At 43.1% G+C, this 21,515-nt stretch carries 20 protein-coding genes, 1 tRNA gene, 3 rRNA genes, 1 other RNA gene, 1 pseudogene and 1 other annotated feature; of the genes and pseudogenes, 23 read left to right on the top strand and 3 right to left on the bottom strand.

From position 1 onward, the window contains the following. Nucleotides 1–35 precede the first annotated feature (35 nt). Nucleotides 36–256, top strand: a binding site (T-box leader). Nucleotides 257–322: 66 nt separating this feature from the next. Then, a pseudogene (gene serS / locus D3873_RS13290) lies at nt 323–1,596 on the top strand (serine--tRNA ligase). A gap of 395 nt (nt 1,597–1,991) precedes the next feature. After that, entirely contained in the window at nt 1,992–2,123 is a 132-nt protein-coding gene (locus D3873_RS13665; protein ID WP_274379955.1) for a hypothetical protein, read from the top strand. 95 nt (nt 2,124–2,218) lie between these two features. On the opposite strand, the gene tadA is transcribed toward D3873_RS13665, so the two are convergent. Beyond that, complete coding sequence (tadA, locus tag D3873_RS13285; RefSeq protein ID WP_119882109.1) at nt 2,219–2,704, bottom strand: tRNA adenosine(34) deaminase TadA; 486 nt, start codon at nt 2,702–2,704, stop codon at nt 2,219–2,221. A gap of 144 nt (nt 2,705–2,848) precedes the next feature. Between tadA and D3873_RS13280 the strand changes: the two genes are divergently transcribed. Together D3873_RS13280 and D3873_RS13275 are read left to right on the top strand one after the other, a co-directional pair. Then, a complete protein-coding gene (locus D3873_RS13280; RefSeq protein WP_119882108.1) occupies nt 2,849–3,487 on the top strand; it encodes a deoxynucleoside kinase in 639 nt (212 codons plus the stop codon). Next, nucleotides 3,484–4,152: a deoxynucleoside kinase gene (locus tag D3873_RS13275; RefSeq protein WP_119882107.1), complete on the top strand. Its 669-nt coding sequence runs from the start codon at nt 3,484–3,486 to the stop codon at nt 4,150–4,152. Before D3873_RS13280 ends, D3873_RS13275 begins: the two co-directional genes overlap by 4 nt. A 194-nt stretch (nt 4,153–4,346) precedes the next feature. On the opposite strand, the gene D3873_RS13270 is transcribed toward D3873_RS13275, so the two are convergent. Beyond that, nucleotides 4,347–4,439, bottom strand: a tRNA-Ser gene (locus D3873_RS13270). A gap of 115 nt (nt 4,440–4,554) precedes the next feature. Here D3873_RS13270 and ffs point away from each other — a divergent pair. The 19 genes from ffs to rsmI all read left to right on the top strand — a co-directional run bounded on the left by ffs (nt 4,555) and on the right by rsmI (nt 20,811). Continuing rightward, an RNA gene (gene ffs, locus D3873_RS13265) (signal recognition particle sRNA large type) lies at nt 4,555–4,822 on the top strand. Between the two features lie 103 nt (nt 4,823–4,925). Further along, nucleotides 4,926–6,677 (top strand): DNA polymerase III subunit gamma/tau, encoded by a 1,752-nt coding sequence (gene dnaX, locus D3873_RS13260; RefSeq protein ID WP_119882106.1) that lies wholly within the window; start codon nt 4,926–4,928, stop codon nt 6,675–6,677. Nucleotides 6,678–6,693: 16 nt separating this feature from the next. Next, a complete protein-coding gene (locus tag D3873_RS13255; RefSeq protein ID WP_119882105.1) occupies nt 6,694–7,017 on the top strand; it encodes a YbaB/EbfC family nucleoid-associated protein in 324 nt (107 codons plus the stop codon). Between the two features lie 11 nt (nt 7,018–7,028). Beyond that, complete coding sequence (gene recR, locus D3873_RS13250; protein ID WP_119882104.1) at nt 7,029–7,625, top strand: recombination mediator RecR; 597 nt, start codon at nt 7,029–7,031, stop codon at nt 7,623–7,625. A gap of 12 nt (nt 7,626–7,637) precedes the next feature. Beyond that, nucleotides 7,638–7,850, top strand: a complete 213-nt coding sequence (locus D3873_RS13245) for a YaaL family protein (protein ID WP_119882103.1) — start codon at nt 7,638–7,640, stop codon at nt 7,848–7,850. A 60-nt stretch (nt 7,851–7,910) separates the two neighbouring features. Then, nucleotides 7,911–8,180 carry a hypothetical protein gene (locus D3873_RS13240; protein ID WP_119882102.1) on the top strand — a complete coding sequence of 90 codons (270 nt, stop codon included), beginning with the start codon at nt 7,911–7,913 and terminating at the stop codon, nt 8,178–8,180. 223 nt (nt 8,181–8,403) lie between these two features. Beyond that, nucleotides 8,404–9,957: ribosomal RNA gene (locus D3873_RS13235) — 16S ribosomal RNA — on the top strand. Nucleotides 9,958–10,260: 303 nt separating this feature from the next. Next, a 23S ribosomal RNA gene (locus D3873_RS13230) occupies nt 10,261–13,193 on the top strand. A gap of 92 nt (nt 13,194–13,285) precedes the next feature. Beyond that, nucleotides 13,286–13,401: ribosomal RNA gene (gene rrf, locus D3873_RS13225) — 5S ribosomal RNA — on the top strand. Together the 16S, 23S and 5S rRNA genes form the textbook arrangement of a ribosomal RNA operon. A 365-nt stretch (nt 13,402–13,766) precedes the next feature. After that, nucleotides 13,767–15,188, top strand: a complete 1,422-nt coding sequence (locus D3873_RS13220; protein WP_119884431.1) for an aminotransferase class I/II-fold pyridoxal phosphate-dependent enzyme — start codon at nt 13,767–13,769, stop codon at nt 15,186–15,188. A 3-nt stretch (nt 15,189–15,191) separates the two neighbouring features. Then, nucleotides 15,192–15,836: a dTMP kinase gene (gene tmk / locus D3873_RS13215; RefSeq protein WP_119884430.1), complete on the top strand. Its 645-nt coding sequence runs from the start codon at nt 15,192–15,194 to the stop codon at nt 15,834–15,836. A 52-nt stretch (nt 15,837–15,888) separates the two neighbouring features. Beyond that, nucleotides 15,889–16,218, top strand: coding sequence for a cyclic di-AMP receptor DarA (locus D3873_RS13210; protein WP_119884429.1), 330 nt, complete (start codon nt 15,889–15,891; stop codon nt 16,216–16,218). 17 nt (nt 16,219–16,235) lie between these two features. Continuing rightward, nucleotides 16,236–16,676 (top strand): YaaR family protein, encoded by a 441-nt coding sequence (locus D3873_RS13205; protein ID WP_119884428.1) that lies wholly within the window; start codon nt 16,236–16,238, stop codon nt 16,674–16,676. 48 nt (nt 16,677–16,724) lie between these two features. Further along, complete coding sequence (holB, locus tag D3873_RS13200) at nt 16,725–17,714, top strand: DNA polymerase III subunit delta' (protein ID WP_119884427.1); 990 nt, start codon at nt 16,725–16,727, stop codon at nt 17,712–17,714. Then, on the top strand, nt 17,707–18,507 hold the full coding sequence (locus tag D3873_RS13195; RefSeq protein ID WP_119884426.1) for a PSP1 domain-containing protein: 801 nt from the start codon (nt 17,707–17,709) through the stop codon (nt 18,505–18,507). The genes holB and D3873_RS13195 overlap by 8 nt, the downstream gene beginning before the upstream one ends. A gap of 5 nt (nt 18,508–18,512) precedes the next feature. Continuing rightward, nucleotides 18,513–18,875, top strand: coding sequence for a DNA replication initiation control protein YabA (gene yabA / locus D3873_RS13190; protein WP_119884567.1), 363 nt, complete (start codon nt 18,513–18,515; stop codon nt 18,873–18,875). A 68-nt stretch (nt 18,876–18,943) separates the two neighbouring features. Further along, the gene (locus D3873_RS13185; RefSeq protein ID WP_119884425.1) at nt 18,944–19,684 is read left to right on the top strand and encodes a tRNA1(Val) (adenine(37)-N6)-methyltransferase; all 741 of its coding nucleotides are present in this window, start codon (nt 18,944–18,946) and stop codon (nt 19,682–19,684) included. Then, nucleotides 19,671–19,958: a GIY-YIG nuclease family protein gene (locus D3873_RS13180; RefSeq protein WP_119884424.1), complete on the top strand. Its 288-nt coding sequence runs from the start codon at nt 19,671–19,673 to the stop codon at nt 19,956–19,958. Before D3873_RS13185 ends, D3873_RS13180 begins: the two co-directional genes overlap by 14 nt. Next, nucleotides 19,936–20,811 carry a 16S rRNA (cytidine(1402)-2'-O)-methyltransferase gene (rsmI, locus tag D3873_RS13175; RefSeq protein ID WP_119884566.1) on the top strand — a complete coding sequence of 292 codons (876 nt, stop codon included), beginning with the start codon at nt 19,936–19,938 and terminating at the stop codon, nt 20,809–20,811. The genes D3873_RS13180 and rsmI overlap by 23 nt, the downstream gene beginning before the upstream one ends. A 98-nt stretch (nt 20,812–20,909) precedes the next feature. Here the strand turns inward: rsmI and D3873_RS13170 are convergent, their stop codons facing one another. Then, nucleotides 20,910–21,188: a transition state genes transcriptional regulator AbrB gene (locus tag D3873_RS13170; RefSeq protein WP_119884423.1), complete on the bottom strand. Its 279-nt coding sequence runs from the start codon at nt 21,186–21,188 to the stop codon at nt 20,910–20,912. Nucleotides 21,189–21,515 lie beyond the last annotated feature (327 nt).

Raw genomic sequence — 21,515 nt, 5'->3', positions numbered from 1 at the left:
TTTTCGTCGTGTAGTAAAGTAGTGTAAATTTCACATGAAATACGATGACGAGAACTAGTAACGAGGAATGTTTTTTCTAGAGAACTGACGGTTGGTGCAAGTCAGTAAAAACACTTGTGAATCCATCTCTGAGTAGCGCAGCTGAACGATTTATCGCTAGGTTGCAGCCGGTTGTAACAGGCCGTTATGAAACAAGCGGATAAACAGTACTGTTTATCAATTTGGGTGGTATCGCGGGTATGCTCTCGTCCTTTTTATAAGGGACGAGGGCTTTTTTTATTCCCAAAATGTTTCGTCATCGTACAACTAAGGAGGAAAGCACATGTTAGATGTAAAACGCATTCGAGAAAATTACGAAGAAGTGAAAAAGGTGTTAGAAACGCGAGGAGAAGATTTAGGAACGTTCGACCAATTCGAAACGCTTGATACGAAACGTCGTGAATTGATTGCAAAAACAAAGTGCTAAAAGCGGAACGAAATGAAGTGTCAGGACAGATTGCACAAATGAAGCGCAACAAGGAAAATGCAGATGATGCAATTCTCCGTATGCGTGAAGTTGGAGATGAAATTAAGGCAATTGACGAGGAGTTACGTGAAGTAGAAGAGAAATTTACGGATATGATGATGCGTTTACCGAACATTCCACATGAGAGTGTACCAGTTGGTGACTCAGAGGACGATAACGTCGAAGTACGCACGTGGGGAGAAACGCCAACATTTGACTTTGAAGCGAAACCACACTGGGATATTGCGACGGATCTTCAAATTGTCGATTTCGAGCGTGCAGCGAAAACTACTGGAAGCAGATTCTTGTTTTACCGCGGTTTAGGTGCAAGACTTGAACGTGCATTGATGAACTTCATGCTCGATTTGCATACCGAAGAGCACGGATATGAAGAAATGTTGCCGCCATATTTAGCGAATCGTGCTAGTCTAACAGGAACTGGGCAATTACCGAAATTTGAAGAAGATGCTTTCTTAATCGAGAAAGAGGATTTCTTCTTAATCCCTACTTCTGAAGTAACGGTAACGAACTTCTTCCGTGACGAAATTCTAGATGGTGATATGTTGCCAAAAGGATTCGCAGCATTTAGTGCGTGTTTCCGTTCAGAAGCAGGATCTGCCGGACGAGACACGCGTGGGTTAATTCGCCAGCATCAGTTCAACAAAGTGGAAATGGTACGCTTTGTGCATCCAGAAAATCATATGATGAATTAGAAAAGTTAACTGGTCATGCTGAAAAGTTCTACAATTGCTTGGTCTTCCATACCGAGTATTAAAAATTGTGTACTGCCGATTTAGGATTTACTGCAGCGAAAAAATACGATGTGGAAGTGTGGATACCAAACAAAATATGTATCGTGAAATTTCTTTCTTGTAGTAACTTCGAAGACTTCCAAGCACGTCGTGCGAATATTCGTTTCCGTAGAGAAGCGGGAGGAAAAGTGGAGTATGTGCATACATTAAACGGAAGTGGTCTTGCGATTGGTCGTACAGTAGCGGCTATTTTTAGAAAATTACCAACAAGCAGATGGATCTGTTGTGATTCCAGAAGTGTTACGTCCGTATATGGGTGGAAAAGAAGTCATTAAGTAAGCGAAAAGAAGCTAGGACATTACTAGCATTATGTCTTGTTCTCGACCAACCGTCGAAAGTGTCGCAGGTGGCGCTTTCAAGAACATGGATGTTCGCATGCCGAAATACGACATGGATGTCGTGTCTTTTCGGCCATAAGGCGGCACGAAACTCAACTAATTCACTTCGACTGCGGTCGAAGCGAATGGATTTTCGTGTCGTACTGATCGCCCAGGAGTCGCACCTACTCTACACTTTCGACTTTTCATAATAGAGGGCTCGAGAACATCCCGCCTGATAGTGGGGATGCACGAGTCCTCTGTTTTTGTTCCACAAAAAAGAACACTTCTGATTCAATTAAGTTACTAAGCAAAATTCATATCGAAAGAAGTGTTCTTATAGTTAAAGATCATATGATGAATCAACTCATTTTATCTTTAGATGTAGAAGTTACATTAAAAGAAAATGATATCGTCTTCACCATCAACCGTCTGGTTGAGAGCAGTCTAGAAGATGCTTCGATGCCTTCAGCCGTCAACCTACAATAATACACCAAAGAATGGGAGGAAATCTAAAGATCCTTTGGCTTTTTAACCAAAATGAGCAGTCCGTTTTAAACGGACTGCTCATTTTAGTTCAGAGACTAGTTATGTCCCTGCCTCTTCTTTTTTTGCTCGCGTAGTTGGCGGAAAAAGGAAGTTAAAATGGACCCAGTTTCATCCTCTAGAACTCCCGCTGTTACGGTACATTCGTGATTGAATCTAGAATCGTTCAATAAGGAATAAAGGGAATGAACGCAACCTGCTTTCGGATCCGTCGCCCCGTACACAACCCGAGGAATGCGGGATTGTAAAATAGCCCCAGCACACATCGGACAAGGCTCTAAGGTCACATACAAGGTCGTATTTTCTAAACGCCAGCTACTTAACTCTTCACACGCCTGTTCGATAGCGAGTAGTTCTGCATGCGTCGTCGCGCGTTGTGTTGTTTCGCGCAGGTTGTGCGCTCTAGCGATAATGCGGTCATCTTTCACGATAATAGCGCCAATAGGTACTTCGCCTAATGCGCCAGCTTTTTCTGCTTCAAAAAGCGCTTGCTGCATATAGTGTTCATCGAGTGTTCGTGTCATTGTATTCTCTCCTTGCCAATAGTGTATCACGGAAGACTCCATTTCTTTCGACTTAATTGTCTTAAAATGTCTATTTTTCGACAGACTCCTATGATAAAATGAAGGACATTGACTGATTAGAATTTATTCAAGGGGGAACTTCTGATGCCGATTCCATTTATAACGGTTGAAGGTCCGATTGGCGTCGGAAAAACATCGTTGTCAAAAGCCATTGCAGATGCAAATCACTTTCATTTATTGAAAGAAATCGTGGATGAAAATCCATTTTTGAATAAATTTTACGAAGATATTGAAGAGTGGAGTTTCCAAACAGAGATGTTCTTTCTTTGTAACCGGTACAAACAATTAGGGGATATTCAAACGAAATTCATCTCCCATGATCAACCGGTTGTTGCAGACTATCATATTTTCAAAAACCTCATCTTCGCAAAACGCACGTTACCAGCTGAAGAATATGCCAAATATCATGCGATTTACTCGATTCTTACCGCTGATATGCCACGTCCTAACATGGTAGTGTATCTTCATGCGAGTTTAGATACACTCATGAAACGAATTGCATTACGTGGTAGGGAATTTGAAAAAATGATTACGGCAGATTATATGGAACAGTTATCCGCTGATTACCATACCTTCATCCAACATTTTGAAGAAACACATCCGGATATCCCTGTCTTGCGATTTAATGGAGACGAGATTGATTTTGTTCAAAACAAAGGTGATTTAGCATTTATTTTAGAAGAAGTAAACAAAACGTTGAATAAAAGGAGTCTCCACGCATGAATTTACGAGAAAAATACGGCATTCCACAAAATGCTGTCATCACCATCGCAGGTACAGTTGGTGTAGGAAAATCGACCATGACAAAAGCATTAGCAGAGGCGTTAGAATTTCGCACATCCTTTGAAAAAGTGGATGCGAATCCATATTTAGATCGTTTCTACGATGATTTCAAAAAATGGAGCTTCCATTTACAGATATATTTCTTAGCGGAACGTTTTAAGGAACAAAAGCGTATTTTTGAATATGGTGGGGGATTCATTCAAGACCGTTCGATTTATGAAGATACCGGTATTTTTGCAAAAATGCATATGGAAAAAGGTACGATGGAAGCGACAGATTATGAGACGTATACGAGCTTATTTGATGCGATGGTGATGACGCCATACTTCCCTCATCCTGACTTACTTATTTACCTAGACGGTTCCATTGAGGATATCTTATCGCGCATTCAACTTCGTGGTCGTCCAATGGAACAATCGACACCAGTGGAATATTGGTATGAAATGCATGAGCGATATGAAAACTGGATCAATAATTTTAATGCATGCCCAGTGTTACGTTTAGATATTAAAGAATATGATTTGATGAAAAATCCGGAAACAGTGGAACCAATTATCGAAAAAATTGGCTCATTTTTAACTCAAACGGCTGTTTTACGTAAATAATAGAAACGCTTCTTGCTATTGCCAGTGAAAAGGCGATAAGCAAGAAGCGTTTTTCATTTATAAAATAAGAAATAACAAAAAAGGCACCTCCTAAGAGGTACCTTCAAAATATTCAGACACATTTCGCTTGAAGAAAATTCGTTACAGAAGCAACGAATCAATCCCCATATATATGCGCGTGTTTGTTGAAAAAATGGAGGAGGAAGAGGGATTCGAACCCCCGCGCGGTATGACCCGCCTGTCGGTTTTCAAGACCGATCCCTTCAGCCAGACTTGGGTATTCCTCCGTGTCAACAAAATATAATTTATCATGTGAGGAATTAAGTGTCAACAATTTTTGTGAAAAAACTTTTCGATGCTGCGATTTGATTTTTCTACGTGGCTTTCGTATACTAATTAATGCCGTGCTAGGTGGGAAGGTAGCGGTGTCTTGTAACTCGCAATCCGCTCTAGCGAGACTGAACTCCTTCTCTGAGGCGATTAGATATGTAGGGTCTGACTTATGCACGTAGTGTTGACGTCTGGGTCCTGCGCAATGAGTACCCATGAACCATGTCAGGTCCGGAAGGAAGCAGCATTAAGTGGTTTTTCTCATGTGCCGCAGGGTTACCTTCACTGAGCTAACGACATATGTAGCGCTTATGTTCTTTCGACGAAGGAAGGTGCACGGCATTTAAATTATCTGGTAAAGCATTTGTTCTTAGCCGAACAAATGCTTTTTTATGTTATACTAAGTAAGTTGAAATAATAGCTAGTAGAAGGAGAGAGAATCGTTGGCATATCAAGCTTTTTATCGTGTTTATCGGCCGCAGACGTTTGAAGAGATGTCGGGTCAAGTACATGTGAAACAGACATTGCAAAATGCTCTCCTTTATCAAAAAACAACCCATGCATATTTGTTTTCTGGACCACGAGGGACTGGAAAAACAAGTGCAGCGAAAATATTTGCGAAAGCATTGAATTGTGAAAATCGTCAAGGCGCTGAGCCGTGTAATGAATGCTCGTCCTGTGTTGGGATTATGGATGGATCGAATACCGATGTCATTGAATTCGATGCTGCCTCTAATTCTCGTGTGGAAGAAATTCGGGACATTATAGAACGTGTGCATTACGCGCCTTCTAGCTCTAAATATAAAGTGTATATCATTGATGAAGTGCATATGTTATCCAATAGTGCATTTAATGCCCTATTGAAAACGTTAGAAGAACCTCCAGCGCACGTGATCTTCATTTTAGCAACGACCGAACCACATAAATTACCTTTGACGATTATCTCGCGCTGTCAACGGTTTGATTTTAAGCGCATTTCGTCTGCGGAAATTGTCGATCGTATGAAAACTATTTTGATGGATTCAGACATTCCGTATGATGAAACTGTTTTGAAAGTAGTTGCACAAGCTGCCTCTGGTGGAATGCGAGATGCTCTAAGTATGCTCGATCAAGTAGTGTCGTTTAGTTCGGGTCAAATGTCGATGGAAGATGCATTGTTAGTGACAGGTTCTATTGGGCAGGAAGTCTTTTTTGATATCTCGGAGGCTTTATTGCAAAAAGAAATAGGCAATGTTTTGACACTCGTGGATCAGTTAGTGAGAGACGGTAAAGATCCGGTTCGACTAACAGAAGATTTCATCACTTTCTTTCGAGATTTGTTGGTAATCAAAACTGCTCCTTCCTTAGATGAATTATTAGAACTCGCGACAGCAGAAGAAAAGTTCCAGCAACTTGCGGAAAGCTTTCCAGCAGAAACCCTCTATTCGTATATCGAGATTCTGTCACATGCTAGTCAAGAAATGCGATACTCGAACCATGCGAAAGTGTATTTAGAGACGGCTATGTTGAAAATGTCGCAAACCGCAAGTATGGAAAGTGGAAAAACAACCGCTGTAGAAGTTCAGCCATTTCTTGAAAAGATTCAACAGCTTGAAAAGAAATTTAATTTACTAGAAGAACAAGTGCGAAAGGGTGTGCCAACTGGAACGGTTGCTACGCCTGCTGCTTCAAAACCTCGACAATCACGCGGGAATTCACGAACGAAGTTTAATGTACCAACTGGACGCATCATAGAGGTTTTAAAGACCGCAACAAAAGATGATATTCAAGTCGTCAAAAGTAGTTGGGCTCACTTACTACAAAGTATGCCTAAATCTCACTCTGCACTTTTACATGAAGCAGAGCCAGTAGCGGCATCTCCGACTAGTTTTGTGTTAAAATTCACCTATGACATACACTGTCAGATGGCAGCGGACAATCAATCATTTACAAGCAGCTTTGGTGAATTAAGCCAGCAACATTTAGGGAAAGTGTACGATGTACTCTTTGTCCCGGAAGAAGAGTGGCTAAAAATACGGGAAGAATTTATCCGTAGTAAAGGGAAGCTTTCCGTTAATGATTTACCTAGTGAAACTGAACAAGCTGCAGAGCAATTGATGGACTTTCTTCACGAACAAGAGAAGGAAGAAGACCCGCTTGTTACAGAAGCAGAAAAACTATTTGGAAAAGATTTCGTCGAAGTACACGACGACTAACTAAGGAGGAAACACAATGCGTGGTGGAATGGGAAATATGCAAGGTATGATGAAACAAATGCAAAAAATGCAAAAGCAAATGGCGCAAGCTCAAGAAGAACTTGCGGAACAACGCTTTGAAGGAGTAGCTGGTGGCGGAGTGGTGAAAGTAACTGTTTCAGGTCACAAGCAAGTATTAGAAGTAGCGTTAGATCCATCCGTAGTAGATCCAGAAGATGTAGAAATGCTACAAGATTTAATCGTTATCGCAACGAATGAAGCAATGAAAAAAGCAGAAGATACAGCGAACTCCACGATGGGACAATTCACGAAAGGATTGAACCTCCCTGGCATGTTCTAGGAGGAATATACATGCACTATCCTGAACCAATTGCAAAACTGATTGATAGTTTTATGAAATTGCCAGGTATCGGGCCGAAAACAGCGGCTCGACTGGCGTTTTTTGTGTTATCGATGAAAGAAGACACCGTTCTTTCATTCGCCAAAGCATTAGTTGATGCGAAACGAAACTTGCACTACTGCTCTATTTGCGGTCATATAACGGATGTTGATCCGTGCCAAATATGTTCGGATCACAGCCGTGATGATTCTTTGATATGTGTCGTGCAAGATCCGAAAGACGTTATTGCGATGGAGAAAATGCGCGATTATCGCGGTAAATACCATGTGTTACATGGGGCAATTTCTCCAATGGACGGCATTGGGCCAGAGGATATTAATGTTCCGCCATTGTTAAAAAGACTCCAAGATGAAACAGTCATGGAGTTAATCCTTGCAACAAACCCAACCATTGAAGGGGAAGCAACCGCGATGTACATTTCTCGTTTAGTCAAGCCTTCTGGCATTCGCACTACTCGAATTGCGCACGGTCTTCCAGTTGGTGGAGATTTAGAGTATGCAGACGAAGTTACGTTATCAAAAGCGCTTGAAGGCAGAAGAGAGCTGTAAGGAGAGAACAGGATGTTTTTCAAGAAGAATAAATTGAAAAAAGAATTCGATCAAAAGTTAATCTCCTTAATGCGTTCGACGAATGAGGAATGGCACCAATCGATCCGTGTGGAAGAACTTTTAGACGATTACGACTTAGACGTCATGACGGAGCGTAAGATGGCTGAAAGTAGACATTTCTTTCTATTTAAAGAAGCGAAAATTCGCAAGATCAGTTTGAAGTGAAGCATAGGGATTGCAGGGGACCGCATATAGTAGAGTAGTAATTGAAGGGAGGATCCTTTCGTGACTCTACTATATAGTGCACTTGCAATTCTCTTGTTTCTTTTTTTATGGATGAATAAACGGTTTAGAAGTTACCTTGGTGATCATTTCTCTATTTGGATGATTCGTACAGTATTGTTTGTACCTCTTCTATATATAGGGCATTTCGCCGTCAATAAAGCTGGTATGGACAGTTCAATTTCATTACCAGGTATTATCTTCATTGTGCTATTTGGGAAGTATGGAATTATGGCATACGTCATTATTTCACTATATTTTATTCTTTTTTGATTTTACTGTTGACTTTCAATAATACACACTGTAATATAGTAAAAGTCGTCAAGAACGAACGACACCATGAACCTTGAAAACTGAACAGCAAAACGTTAACTATAACAGTTTGTCGGTAACCGACCTCCGTCGGAGCCACAAACAAAACTTAGAAACTTTTTGTTTCTATTTTAAATGGACATCATTAAGATGCCAGCAAACAGCATGAGCAATCATGCTCTCTATGATGGAGAGTTTGATCCTGGCTCAGGACGAACGCTGGCGGCGTGCCTAATACATGCAAGTCGAGCGGAAAGAAGAAGAAGCTTGCTTCTTCTGATTTTAGCGGCGGACGGGTGAGTAACACGTGGGCAACCTGCCCTGTAGATTGGGATAACTCCGGGAAACCGGGGCTAATACCGAATAATCCTTCGGATTTCATGGTCTGAAGTTGAAAGACGGTTTCGGCTGTCACTACAGGATGGGCCCGCGGCGCATTAGCTAGTTGGTAGGGTAACGGCCTACCAAGGCGACGATGCGTAGCCGACCTGAGAGGGTGATCGGCCACACTGGGACTGAGACACGGCCCAGACTCCTACGGGAGGCAGCAGTAGGGAATCTTCCACAATGGACGAAAGTCTGATGGAGCAACGCCGCGTGAGTGAAGAAGGTTTTCGGATCGTAAAACTCTGTTGTGAGGGAAGAACAGGTAGGGGAGTAACTGTCCTTACTATGACGGTACCTCATTAGAAAGCCACGGCTAACTACGTGCCAGCAGCCGCGGTAATACGTAGGTGGCAAGCGTTGTCCGGAATTATTGGGCGTAAAGCGCGCGCAGGCGGTCCTTTAAGTCTGATGTGAAAGCCCACGGCTCAACCGTGGAGGGTCATTGGAAACTGGAGGACTTGAGTGCAGAAGAGGAAAGCGGAATTCCACGTGTAGCGGTGAAATGCGTAGAGATGTGGAGGAACACCAGTGGCGAAGGCGGCTTTCTGGTCTGTAACTGACGCTGAGGCGCGAAAGCGTGGGGAGCAAACAGGATTAGATACCCTGGTAGTCCACGCCGTAAACGATGAGTGCTAAGTGTTAGGGGGTTTCCGCCCCTTAGTGCTGCAGCTAACGCATTAAGCACTCCGCCTGGGGAGTACGGCCGCAAGGCTGAAACTCAAAGGAATTGACGGGGGCCCGCACAAGCGGTGGAGCATGTGGTTTAATTCGAAGCAACGCGAAGAACCTTACCAGGTCTTGACATCCCACTGACCGGCATAGAGATATGCTTTTCCCTTCGGGGACAGTGGTGACAGGTGGTGCATGGTTGTCGTCAGCTCGTGTCGTGAGATGTTGGGTTAAGTCCCGCAACGAGCGCAACCCTTGATCTTAGTTGCCAGCATTTAGTTGGGCACTCTAAGGTGACTGCCGGTGACAAACCGGAGGAAGGTGGGGATGACGTCAAATCATCATGCCCCTTATGACCTGGGCTACACACGTGCTACAATGGACGGTACAAAGGGTTGCGAACCCGCGAGGGGGAGCTAATCCCATAAAACCGTTCTCAGTTCGGATTGTAGGCTGCAACTCGCCTACATGAAGCCGGAATCGCTAGTAATCGCGGATCAGCATGCCGCGGTGAATACGTTCCCGGGCCTTGTACACACCGCCCGTCACACCACGAGAGTTTGTAACACCCGAAGTCGGTGAGGTAACCTTTTGGAGCCAGCCGCCGAAGGTGGGACAGATGATTGGGGTGAAGTCGTAACAAGGTAGCCGTATCGGAAGGTGCGGCTGGATCACCTCCTTTCTAAGGATAATTACGGAAGATGAACCTTCGGTTCATCGGTTAACGTTTTGCGTTCAGTTTTGAAGGTTCACAAGAAAAGCGGAATGAGGCATGATAGGCCGACTACCACTTTGGACCTGCGACTGCGTCATCTTGATGACGAGGGAGTAGGGAAAAGAGGTTGCGGACTGCCGAGTGAGCTAAACAGTGAAAACTTCAAACTTGTTCTTTGAAAACTGGATAAAACGACATTGAAAGCAACACATTGTAAGTAAGATTCAAGGTAAACAGTTTTTAAACTGTTTCCATGCAAGGCTTATTAACGGTTAAGTTAATAAGGGCGCACGGTGAATGCCTTGGCACTAGGAGCCGAAGAAGGACGGTACGAACACCGATATGCCTCGGGGAGCTGTAAGTAAGCATTGATCCGGGGATTTCCGAATGGGGAAACCCACTGTTTTTAATCGAGCAGTACGTTTACGTGAATTCATAGCGTAATCGAGGCACACCCAGGGAACTGAAACATCTAAGTACCTGGAGGAAGAGAAAGAAAAATCGATTCCCTGAGTAGCGGCGAGCGAAACGGGAAGAGCCCAAACCAAGAGGCTTGCCTCTTGGGGTTGTAGGACACTCAATACGGAGTTACAAAAGAACGGGGTAGGCGAAGCGATCTGGAAAGGTCCGCGAAACAAGGTAACAGCCCTGTAGTCGAAAGTTCGTTCTCTCCTGAGTGGATCCTGAGTACGGCGGAACACGTGAAATTCCGTCGGAATCCGGGAGGACCATCTCCCAAGGCTAAATACTCCCTAGTGACCGATAGTGAACCAGTACCGTGAGGGAAAGGTGAAAAGCACCCCGGAAGGGGAGTGAAAAAGATCCTGAAACCGTGTGCCTACAAGTAGTTAGAGCCCGTTAATGGGTGATAGCGTGCCTTTTGTAGAATGAACCGGCGAGTTACGATTGCGTGCAAGGTTAAGCTGAGAAGGCGGAGCCGTAGCGAAAGCGAGTCTGAATAGGGCGAATGAGTACGTAGTTGTAGACCCGAAACCAGGTGATCTACCCATGTCCAGGGTGAAGGTAAGGTAACACTTACTGGAGGCCCGAACCCACGCATGTTGAAAAATGCGGGGATGAGGTGTGGGTAGCGGAGAAATTCCAATCGAACCTGGAGATAGCTGGTTCTCTCCGAAATAGCTTTAGGGCTAGCCTCAAACGTGAGAATCCTGGAGGTAGAGCACTGTTTGGACTAGGGGCCCATCCCGGGTTACCGAATTCAGACAAACTCCGAATGCCAGAGATTTATGTTTGGGAGTCAGACTGCGAGTGATAAGATCCGTAGTCAAGAGGGAAACAGCCCAGACCACCAGCTAAGGTCCCCAAGTAATTGTTAAGTGGAAAAGGATGTGGCGTTGCTTAGACAACCAGGATGTTGGCTTAGAAGCAGCCATCATTTAAAGAGTGCGTAATAGCTCACTGGTCGAGTGACGCTGCGCCGAAAATGTATCGGGGCTAAACAATTCACCGAAGCTGTGGATTGACACCGTAGGTGTCAGTGGTAGGAGAGCGTTCTAAGGGCGTTGAAGCTAGACCGGAAGGACTGGTGGAGCGCTTAGAAGTGAGAATGCCGGTATGAGTAGCGAAAGACGGGTGAGAATCCCGTCCACCGAATGACTAAGGTTTCCTGAGGAAGGCTCGTCCGCTCAGGGTTAGTCGGGACCTAAGTCGAGGCCGATAGGCGTAGACGATGGACAACAGGTTGATATTCCTGTACCACCTCCCCGCCGTTTGAGTAATGGGGGGACGCAGTAGGATAGGGTAAGCGTGCCGTTGGTTGTGCACGTTCAAGCAGTGAGATGTGGAATGAGGCAAATCCCGTTCCTATAACATTGAGCTGTGATGACAAGGACCACTTGGTCTGGAGTTCCTGATTTCACACTGCCAAGAAAAGCCTCTAACGAGGCGGGAGGTGCCCGTACCGCAAACCGACACAGGTAGTCGAGGAGAGAATCCTAAGGTGATCGAGAGAACTCTCGTTAAGGAACTCGGCAAAATGACCCCGTAACTTCGGGAGAAGGGGTGCTCTATTAGGGTGTTAAAGCCCGAGAGAGCCGCAGTGAATAGGCCCAGGCGACTGTTTAGCAAAAACACAGGTCTCTGCAAAACCGTAAGGTGACGTATAGGGGCTGACGCCTGCCCGGTGCTGGAAGGTTAAGAGGAGTGCTTAGCGCAAGCGAAGGTGCGAATTGAAGCCCCAGTAAACGGCGGCCGTAACTATAACGGTCCTAAGGTAGCGAAATTCCTTGTCGGGTAAGTTCCGACCCGCACGAAAGGCGTAACGATCTGGGCACTGTCTCAACGAGAGACTCGGTGAAATTATAGTACCTGTGAAGATGCAGGTTACCCGCGACAGGACGGAAAGACCCCGTGGAGCTTTACTGTAGCCTGATATGGAATTTTGGTACAACTTGTACAGGATAGGTAGGAGCCTAAGAGCCCGGAGCGCCAGCTTCGGAGGAGGCGTCGGTGGGATACTACCCTGGTTGTATTGAACTTCTAACCCATACCCGTAAGCCGGGTAGGAGACAGTGTCAGGCGGGCAGTTTGACTGGGGCGGTCGCCTCCTAAAGTGTAACGGAGGCGCCCAAAGGTTCCCTCAGAATGGTTGGAAATCATTCGTAGAGTGTAAAGGCAGAAGGGAGCTTGACTGCGAGACCTACAAGTCGAGCAGGGTCGAAAGACGGGCTTAGTGATCCGGTGGTTCCGCATGGAAGGGCCATCGCTCAACGGATAAAAGCTACCCCGGGGATAACAGGCTTATCTCCCCCAAGAGTCCACATCGACGGGGAGGTTTGGCACCTCGATGTCGGCTCATCGCATCCTGGGGCTGTAGTCGGTCCCAAGGGTTGGGCTGTTCGCCCATTAAAGCGGTACGCGAGCTGGGTTCAGAACGTCGTGAGACAGTTCGGTCCCTATCCGTCGTGGGCGTAGGAAATTTGAGAGGAGCTGTCCTTAGTACGAGAGGACCGGGATGGACACACCGCTGGTGTACCAGTTGTTCTGCCAAGAGCATCGCTGGGTAGCTATGTGTGGACGGGATAAGTGCTGAAAGCATCTAAGCATGAAGCCCCCCTCAAGATGAGATTTCCCATTACGCAAGTAAGTAAGATCCCTCAAAGACGATGAGGTAGATAGGTTCGAGGTGGAAGCGTGGCGACACGTGCAGCTGACGAATACTAATCGATCGAGGACTTAACCAAAACGAGTGGAACGTCGCAAGACGTTTCCACCGAACGTGTTCTTTCAATGACGTTTATCCAGTTTTGAGTGAACAAACACTCTAACAAAATAATCCAGTGATTATGGCAAAGAGGTCACACCCGTTCCCATACCGAACACGGAAGTTAAGCTCTTTAGCGCCGATGGTAGTTGGGGGTTTCCCCCTGTGAGAGTAGGACGTCGCTGGGCTACTAAGGAATTCTTCTTATGAAGAGTTCCTTTTTTATTGGAGAAAAGTTCTTTTCAAAAAGGATGATTTTCGCACGCGAAAATCTATTAAATGTATCTATCAAGCTGGAACAGAATCGTATCAACACTATTCAAGAAATACGAAAAAGTAGCTCCTACAAGCGCGAAATCCCGTTCTATCGACAGCTAATCAGCGCATATCAGCACTTGCACAGTCTCTATCAGCGATACATTCCTGCTATTGACGTAAACCGCAATACTATCAGCACATATTATCTGATCGAAGGAATTCCAACTAGATGGACATGTTCGCAAGGAGTTCTTTCCTATATAATAGAATATGGAATTAGAACGGAGGTAAGGGCATGGAGAGAAGACCGCTCGTGGAAAGACTTGTGGAATTTAAAAAGAACAATCCTATATCTTTTCATGTACCTGGCCATAAAAGTGGATTATTGTCGGGTCTCCCGACGTTTGTGAAACCGATGCTTTCAATTGATGTGACCGAACTGACAGGTTTAGATGATCTTCACCACCCAGAAGAGGTAATTTTAGAGGCGGAGCAGTTACTCGCTAAAACGTATGAAGCAGACCAAAGCTACTTTTTAGTTAACGGGTCGACGGTTGGAAATATGGCAATGATTCTCGCTTCTTGTTCGAGAGGAGATATCGTATTAGTTCAGCGAAATGCCCATAAGTCGGTATTTAATGCGTTAGAAATGGCAAATGTAACACCGGTATTTTTATCACCTGAGTGGGATCAGAGAACACAAACCGCTACACATATCACCTTACATACTTTACAGGAAGCAATTCGCATGTATCCATCGGCTAAAGCGGTCGTATTTACGACGCCAACGTATTATGGTGTTGTTGCTAATAAGCTAGAGGAGCTCGTTCAGGTATGTCACGATGCAAATATGACCGTGTTAGTGGACGAAGCACATGGAGCGCATTTTCGAGCAGCTAAGGACTTTCCTGTCTCAGCATTAGATGCAGGAGCAGATGTTGTTGTTCAGTCAGCTCATAAGACGTTACCTGCGATGACAATGGGATCGTTTTTACATGTAAGAGAAGGACGAGTTTCAAGTACTAAATTACAATGGTATTTACGAGCGTTACAATCGAGTAGTCCTTCGTATGTCATTATGGCGTCATTAGATGATGCGCGAGCATTTGTGGCAGAATATACAGAAAGAGATATGCGACATTTTTTAACCGTCCGTTCATCTTTTGTAGAAAGTTTGCAAGGAATTCCTTCCATAGAAGTAGTGGAAGTGGATGATCCGTTGAAGTTACTTTTAAGAATTAAAGGGCACACAGGATACTATCTACAGCAAGCGTTAGAATCAGCCGGTATATTTACGGAGCTTGCCGATACTACGCAAGTATTGATGGTACTTCCGTTAGTCAAATCCAACACCCCGTTTTCATTTGCGGAAGTTCGAAAAAGAATCAAGCGTGTAGCTGAAATATGCAATAAAGCTCCACGAACAGAGCATCTCATCGAGTGGAGTGTTCCGGATAATAAAATTTTCGCAAATGCTTGTTCATATGAGCGATTACACGAACTCGAGGTAGAGTCTATAACCTATACAAAGTGTATCGGACGAATTTCTGCGGGAGATGTGATTCCGTATCCACCAGGAATTCCATTGTTGGTTCGCGGAGAGAAAATTACGACCACTCAATTGAAAGCAATTGCAGATTATTTAGCTATAGAAGCAACGATTCAAGGGCAGCACCGATTGAATGACCGACAGTTGCTAGTCTTGAAAGGAGAATAACGGATGAATCAAAAAGGAGTTTTCATTACATTTGAAGGGCCAGAGGGCGCAGGTAAAACAACGGTGATGAACGAGCTTGCAAAAGAATTTACTGCAGAAGGCATGGATATTGTGACGACAAGGGAGCCAGGCGGAATTCGCATAGCAGAAAAAATTAGAGCAATTATTTTAGATAATCAACACTTGGAAATGGACGCACGAACGGAAGCGCTTCTATATGCAGCAGCTAGAAGACAGCACTTAGTTGAAGTCATTAAACCTGCGTTAGCAGCGGGGAAAATCGTGCTGTGCGATCGATTTGTCGATGCATCTCTTGCGTATCAGGGGTATGCACGCGGAATAGGTGTAGCAGAAGTGTGGGCAATTAATGAATTCGCGATTGCGGATACGATGCCTGATAAAACGCTCTTATTCGATTTGAATCCAGAAGTGGGATTATCGAGGATTGCAAACGGAAAAAATAGGGAAAACAATCGATTAGATAAGGAAAGTGTTGCCTTTCACGAAAAAGTCAGAGAGGGGTACCATTTACTTGTAAAGGAATCTCCTGATCGATTTATCACGATCGATGCGGAAAAGTCACAGGACGAAGTAAAAGTAAATGTTCGTAATATTCTAAAAAATTATCTAGATACCAAGATGAATTAAGTAGACTTTTCATGCTATACTTATAAGAAGAACAAAATTAGGAGGATATAAGATGAAACTCATCGTTGCAATTGTTCAAGACCAAGACAGCAACCGATTGTCCGGTGCATTAACAAAGGGAAATTTCCGAGCGACTAAACTTGCGAGTACTGGTGGGTTTTTACGTTCAGGTAATACTACTTTTCTTATTGGGACGGATGAGTCTCTTGTACCCCAAGCATTAGAACTAATTCGCGAGAATTGTCGTTCGAGAGAACAAATGGTAGCTCCGGTTTCTCCTATGGGTGGAAACGCGGACTCGTATATTCCATATCCAGTGGAAGTAGAAGTTGGAGGGGCAACGGTATTTGTGCTACCGATTGAACAATTCCATCAATTTTAAGGTAGAGGTGACAGGTCGTGAAAATTAACCAAGACGTTCGAGTAGGACTTGATAAATTGCAAAATGACCGCATGCAAAATTTGCCTGCGACTAACCGTTTTGGTCAGTTAGTCATGAAACAAGAACAACGAATGCAAAATGATCAAATCACTCGACTACTAGGGGATATATCGACTGCTGGTGACCGATTGAGTCGTTCTCGAAACTTACGAGATATGGCCAAATTTAAAATGTTAGTGAAACGTTTTCTTTCGGAAGCGGTAGAATACGGTATGGGATTAAAACAATCGCATACTTGGAATCGTCACGGTGAAGGTAGACGGTTAAAAATTGTTCAAACGATTGATGAGAAACTAGTAGAGTTAGCGCAAGAAATTCTGGACCAAGAAAAAAGCTCTATTGATCTGTTAGATAAGATCGGAGAAATTAAAGGCTTACTAGTGAACTTATATACTTAACCCCTCGTGTTCGCACGTGGGGTTTTGCGTTAAGAAGGAGAACGATACATGAAGTGGAAACAAGCTCAGCCTATTGTTTATAAACAGCTCCTTACAACGGTGGAGAAAAATCGAATTGGACATGCTTATTTATTTGAAGGTCCAAAAGGTGTAGGGAAAGTAGACGCCATGGAGTTTTTCGTTCAAGCGATGGTTTGTGAAAACAAAACGTCAGGAGAACCATGCGGAAAGTGCCGTGCCTGCATACGAGTTGCTAACCGAAACGATACAAATTTTGTCGAAGTGTTTCCGGATGGCCAGCAAATCAAAATCGATCAAATACGCGACTTACTAGCAGAAATGGCGAAAACAGGAATGGAAGATGGACGCAAAATATATGTCATTCACGAAGCAGATCGGATGAATATTTCCGCTTCCAATACATTATTAAAGTTTTTAGAAGAACCAACAACCGAGATTACTGCCATTTTAATTACGGAAAAATTAGCGAGTATCTTACCGACAATAAGATCCCGCACACAAATCATTTCATTTAAACCAGGGTCACCTGAAATGATTCGGCATTTTTTGGAGAATGAATCCATTCCTTTGCCGCTAGCGTCAACTGCTAGTTATATGACGAACGATGCAGAAAAAGCTTTCGCCCTCGCAAAGGACGAGCAGTTTGCACAGCGTCGAAAAACAGTGTTAAAATTAGTGAAGGCAGTAGAAGCTCATGTGCAGGAAGGATTACTTTTTGTACAAGAAGAATTCTTGCCTACGTTTAAGGAAAAAGCGGATGTGGAGGAAGGGTTAGATTTACTTCTTCTCGCATACCGAGATTTAGTTGCAGTAAAAGTAAATCCGGATAGTGATTGTGCTTATCCTGAGATGCGTTCCTTTTATCAAGATCGTGCGCTCATGTTGTCGTATGAACAAGTGTCGAAGAAATTGGAAGCGATTCTTCAAGCTCGAACAAACGTACCGCGCAACATGAACCGGAACCTATTAATGGAACAGCTGGTGCTAAATTTACAGGAGGGGTACACCTTTGTTTAAAGTAATTGGAGTCCGTTTTAAAAAAGCGGGTAAAATATATTATTTTGATCCTCTAGAATTCGATGTGCAAAAAGACGATTACGTCATTGTTGAAACATCTAGAGGTGTCGAGTTTGGAAAAGTTGTCGTGCCTGTGAAAGAAGTAGATGAAAATGATGTTGTGCTACCACTAAAACAAGTGGTTAGACCTGCTTCCGACCGTGATAAATTGCAAGTGGAAGAGAATCAATCAGAATCTGTTCGTGCATTGGAGTTAGGATCGCAAAAAATTACCGAGCATTCACTTGATATGAAGTTAGTAGACGTAGAATATACGTTTGATCGTAATAAAATTATTTTTTATTTTACAGCGGAGGGACGCGTCGATTTCCGTGATTTAGTAAAAGATTTGGCATCGGTATTCCGTACGCGTATAGAGCTTCGTCAAATCGGTGTTCGAGATGAAGCGAAAATGTTAGGTGGAATAGGTCCTTGTGGACGAATGTTATGTTGTTCAACATTTTTAGGTGATTTTGAACCTGTGTCCATTAAAATGGCAAAAGACCAAAACTTGTCACTCAATCCAACTAAAATATCGGGTTTATGTGGTCGTTTAATGTGTTGTTTAAAATATGAAAATGACGCATATGAAGAAGCGAAAGCAATCATGCCAGATATTGGTGCGCGTATTTCTACTCCAGACGGAGAAGGTCGAGTAGTGGGTCTTAATTTACTTGAGCGTGTCTTACAAGTAGAGTTCCAAGACCAAGAACGTGTTCTTGACTACTCTGTAGAAGAATTATCGTTGAGGTGATTATGATGAAGGATCGTCAATTTTTGGAGACGGTTGTGCAATTTGAGGAACAACTCGTAACACTTCAAAAAGAATTTACCGCCTTAAAAGATTTTGTCGCGATTATGATGGAAGATCATCAGTCGCTTGAGCAAGAAAATGAGCGATTACGAGAACGATTAGAGGAAGTGTTAAAAGCTTCCGAAGAAATCGTGCAACAAACCTTACAAGAAGAAATTCTGCCGAAAGAAAATATCGGAGAAGGACACGACAATTTGGCGCGTCTTTATCAAGAAGGATTTCATGTTTGTCATGTTCATTTTGGGAGCTCCAGAAAAGGAGAAGACTGCCTTTTCTGTCTCTCGTTTTTGAATAAACAAAACGGATAACAAGACTGATTTTTCATACAGAGGTATGAATTTCGGTCTTTTGTTTTGGAGAGGAGAAAGTTGGAACTATGTTAAAGGACGATGAACGTCTTGATTATTTATTAGCCGAAAATTTGCGTATTATTCAAAGTCCTTCCGTTTTTTCCTTCTCCTTAGATGCGGTTTTGCTTGCAAGATTCGCCTCGATTCCAAAAGGATCTAAAGGTAAAATAGTGGATTTGTGCAGTGGGAATGGGGCAATCCCACTTTTTTTGAGCGCTCGAACAAACGCTCAGATTATAGGAGTAGAGCTGCAAGAACGTTTGGTAGATATGGCCATTCGGAGTGTCGATTACAACAAGCTATCTCATCAGTTGCATCTTTATCAAGGAGATGTGAAACAGGCTCCTAAAACAATCGGAGTAGAATCTGTGGATACGGTAACATGCAATCCTCCATACTTCCTTGCACATGAAGCAAGCGACCGGAATTTGAGTGAACATCATGCTATTGCACGGCATGAAATCCATTTAACATTAGAAGAGTCCATTTACGCAGCAAGTCGATTACTCAAACAAGGTGGAAAAGCAGCATTTGTTCATCGCCCTGGACGTTTGCTAGACATTGTGACGTTCATGCGAGCAAATCGATTAGAGCCGAAACGCATTCAGTTTGTGTATCCTAAAATGGGTAAAGAAGCGAATACGGTGTTAGTGGAAGGAATGAAAGACGGAAAATCGGATGTGAAAATTCTTCCTCCATTATATGTGTACGATGAGATGGGGGAATATACGAAAGAAGTGAGCACATTACTATATGGAGAAAGCTAAATGCTATTATTTTTATGTATTAAAGTGCTCCGATGGAACTTTTTACGCAGGATATACAAATGACGTGCATCGAAGATTATCGGTACATAATGACGGCAAAGGTGCAAAATATACCCGTGCAAGACTGCCTGTCACTTGTATTTATTATGAAGAATTTAATGACAAAAAACAGGCATTACGTGCCGAGCGTCAATTTAAAAAATTAACGAGAACGCAAAAAATCACCTATATGAAGGGAGGGGTTTCCCGTGATTCAATCGCAAAAAAGCTTTGAAAAAGGACTTTCCAGTGGCATTTTGTATTTAATTCCAACACCAATTGGGAACTTAGAAGATATGACATTTCGTGCGATTCGATTAATGAAAGAAGTGTCGCTAATAGCAGCGGAGGATACTCGAAACACGAAGAAGCTTTGCAATCATTTTGGCATTGATACACCGTTAACTAGTTATCATGACCATAACAAAGAAATAGCAGGTGCGAAGTTAATCGATCACTTGCAGCAAGGACTCGATGTTGCCATTGTTAGTGATGCTGGTCTCCCGTGCATTTCTGATCCTGGTGCAGAAATTGTAAGAGAAGCTGTTGCGGCTGGGTTTACTGTTGTTCCAATACCTGGAGCGAATGCAGCTTTGACGGCGTTGATCGCATCCACTTTACCAACAGAATCGTTTACTTTTTACGGATTTTTACCGAGAAATAAAAAAGAACGACGGAAGGAATTAGAGCGAATTTACTTTCATGATGCCACGCTACTCTTTTACGAAGCACCACATCGTTTAAAAGAGACATTAAAAGATGTGCTGGACGTTTTAGGTCCCAATCGAAAAATAACGCTTGCAAGAGAGCTAACGAAAAAGTTTGAAGAGTTTCTTCGAGGGACGGTAGAAGAAGCGTTTGACTGGGCATCGTCAGAAGAAATACGTGGAGAGTTTGTAATGGTCATTGAAGGATCTCATGAAATGGAAGCGCGTGTGGAGCCATGGGAAATGCTCTCCGTTAAAGAACATATCGAATACATTATGAAAGAACAGGAAGTGTCTTCGAAAGAAGCGATTAAAGAAGTATCGAAGGCGCGAAATATTCCAAAACGGGAAGTGTATGAAGCATTTCATATTTCAGAATAGGAAGTAAGAAAAAAACAGGTCACAAAAGTGCCTATATAATAGAAGAAAAAAACACATCAAGGTGAGCGAAAACTCCTCTTGATGTGTTTTTTATGGGCTTATTTTTTTAAGTTAGACTGAATTTCTTTCATCAAAATTTCTGCGCCTTCTGGACTTAAAATTAAGTTCCCACCAGCTAAACGGAAATTGTCATCCGATACTTCACCTGTTACGGCACAAGTCATGCTTGGAAGGTATTTTTTAAGGATGATTTTATCGTCATCCACATAAATTTCTAATGCATCTTTTTCTGCAATGCCCAATGTGCGACGTAATTCGATTGGAATTACGACACGTCCAAGTTCATCCACTTTACGAACGATCCCTGTAGATTTCATGAATGTATTCCCCTCTCTCGATTCAATTATTATTCGTCAAATTTCGACAATTTTCTCTTTCTGTTTTTTATAATACCAAGTTTTCCATTTTCCGTCAATGAAAGAAGTTTCGAAGTAAAAGTATTGTGTCATAACATTTTGCTAAATTTAAATAATAATATTATTTTTTTGCTATATTTAGCGCGGTTCAGATCAATTGTTACAAAAAATAGGCAAAATTAGAATGTATATTACAATAACGTTAAATCGACAAAAACCGCATAATTTCCATGATTGAAACGGGAAGATTACTTCTATACAATAGAGTTACTACTTTTTATGGACTGA

The sequence above is a fragment of the Paenisporosarcina cavernae genome, assembly GCF_003595195.1.
In the GTDB taxonomy this organism is placed as follows: domain Bacteria; phylum Bacillota; class Bacilli; order Bacillales_A; family Planococcaceae; genus Paenisporosarcina; species Paenisporosarcina cavernae.
The sequence above is the reverse complement of the archived record's forward strand: the minus strand, read 5'-3'. Positions and strand labels throughout refer to the sequence as shown.

Bases quoted from the DNA above. Each gene is read 5' to 3' on its own strand.
- tmk (WP_119884430.1), top strand. From the start codon at position 15,192: ATGAATCAAAAAGGAGTTTTCATTACATTTGAAGGGCCAGAGGGCGCA.
- yabA (WP_119884567.1), top strand. From the start codon at position 18,513: ATGAAGGATCGTCAATTTTTGGAGACGGTTGTGCAATTTGAGGAACAA.
- tadA (WP_119882109.1), bottom strand. From the start codon at position 2,704: ATGACACGAACACTCGATGAACACTATATGCAGCAAGCGCTTTTTGAA.
- holB (WP_119884427.1), top strand. From the start codon at position 16,725: ATGAAGTGGAAACAAGCTCAGCCTATTGTTTATAAACAGCTCCTTACA.
- D3873_RS13180 (WP_119884424.1), top strand. From the start codon at position 19,671: ATGGAGAAAGCTAAATGCTATTATTTTTATGTATTAAAGTGCTCCGAT.
- D3873_RS13280 (WP_119882108.1), top strand. From the start codon at position 2,849: ATGCCGATTCCATTTATAACGGTTGAAGGTCCGATTGGCGTCGGAAAA.
- recR (WP_119882104.1), top strand. From the start codon at position 7,029: ATGCACTATCCTGAACCAATTGCAAAACTGATTGATAGTTTTATGAAA.
- D3873_RS13210 (WP_119884429.1), top strand. From the start codon at position 15,889: ATGAAACTCATCGTTGCAATTGTTCAAGACCAAGACAGCAACCGATTG.
- D3873_RS13275 (WP_119882107.1), top strand. From the start codon at position 3,484: ATGAATTTACGAGAAAAATACGGCATTCCACAAAATGCTGTCATCACC.
- D3873_RS13170 (WP_119884423.1), bottom strand. From the start codon at position 21,188: ATGAAATCTACAGGGATCGTTCGTAAAGTGGATGAACTTGGACGTGTC.
- D3873_RS13245 (WP_119882103.1), top strand. From the start codon at position 7,638: ATGTTTTTCAAGAAGAATAAATTGAAAAAAGAATTCGATCAAAAGTTA.
- D3873_RS13220 (WP_119884431.1), top strand. From the start codon at position 13,767: ATGGAGAGAAGACCGCTCGTGGAAAGACTTGTGGAATTTAAAAAGAAC.
- D3873_RS13255 (WP_119882105.1), top strand. From the start codon at position 6,694: ATGCGTGGTGGAATGGGAAATATGCAAGGTATGATGAAACAAATGCAA.
- D3873_RS13665 (WP_274379955.1), top strand. From the start codon at position 1,992: ATGAATCAACTCATTTTATCTTTAGATGTAGAAGTTACATTAAAAGAA.
- D3873_RS13185 (WP_119884425.1), top strand. From the start codon at position 18,944: ATGTTAAAGGACGATGAACGTCTTGATTATTTATTAGCCGAAAATTTG.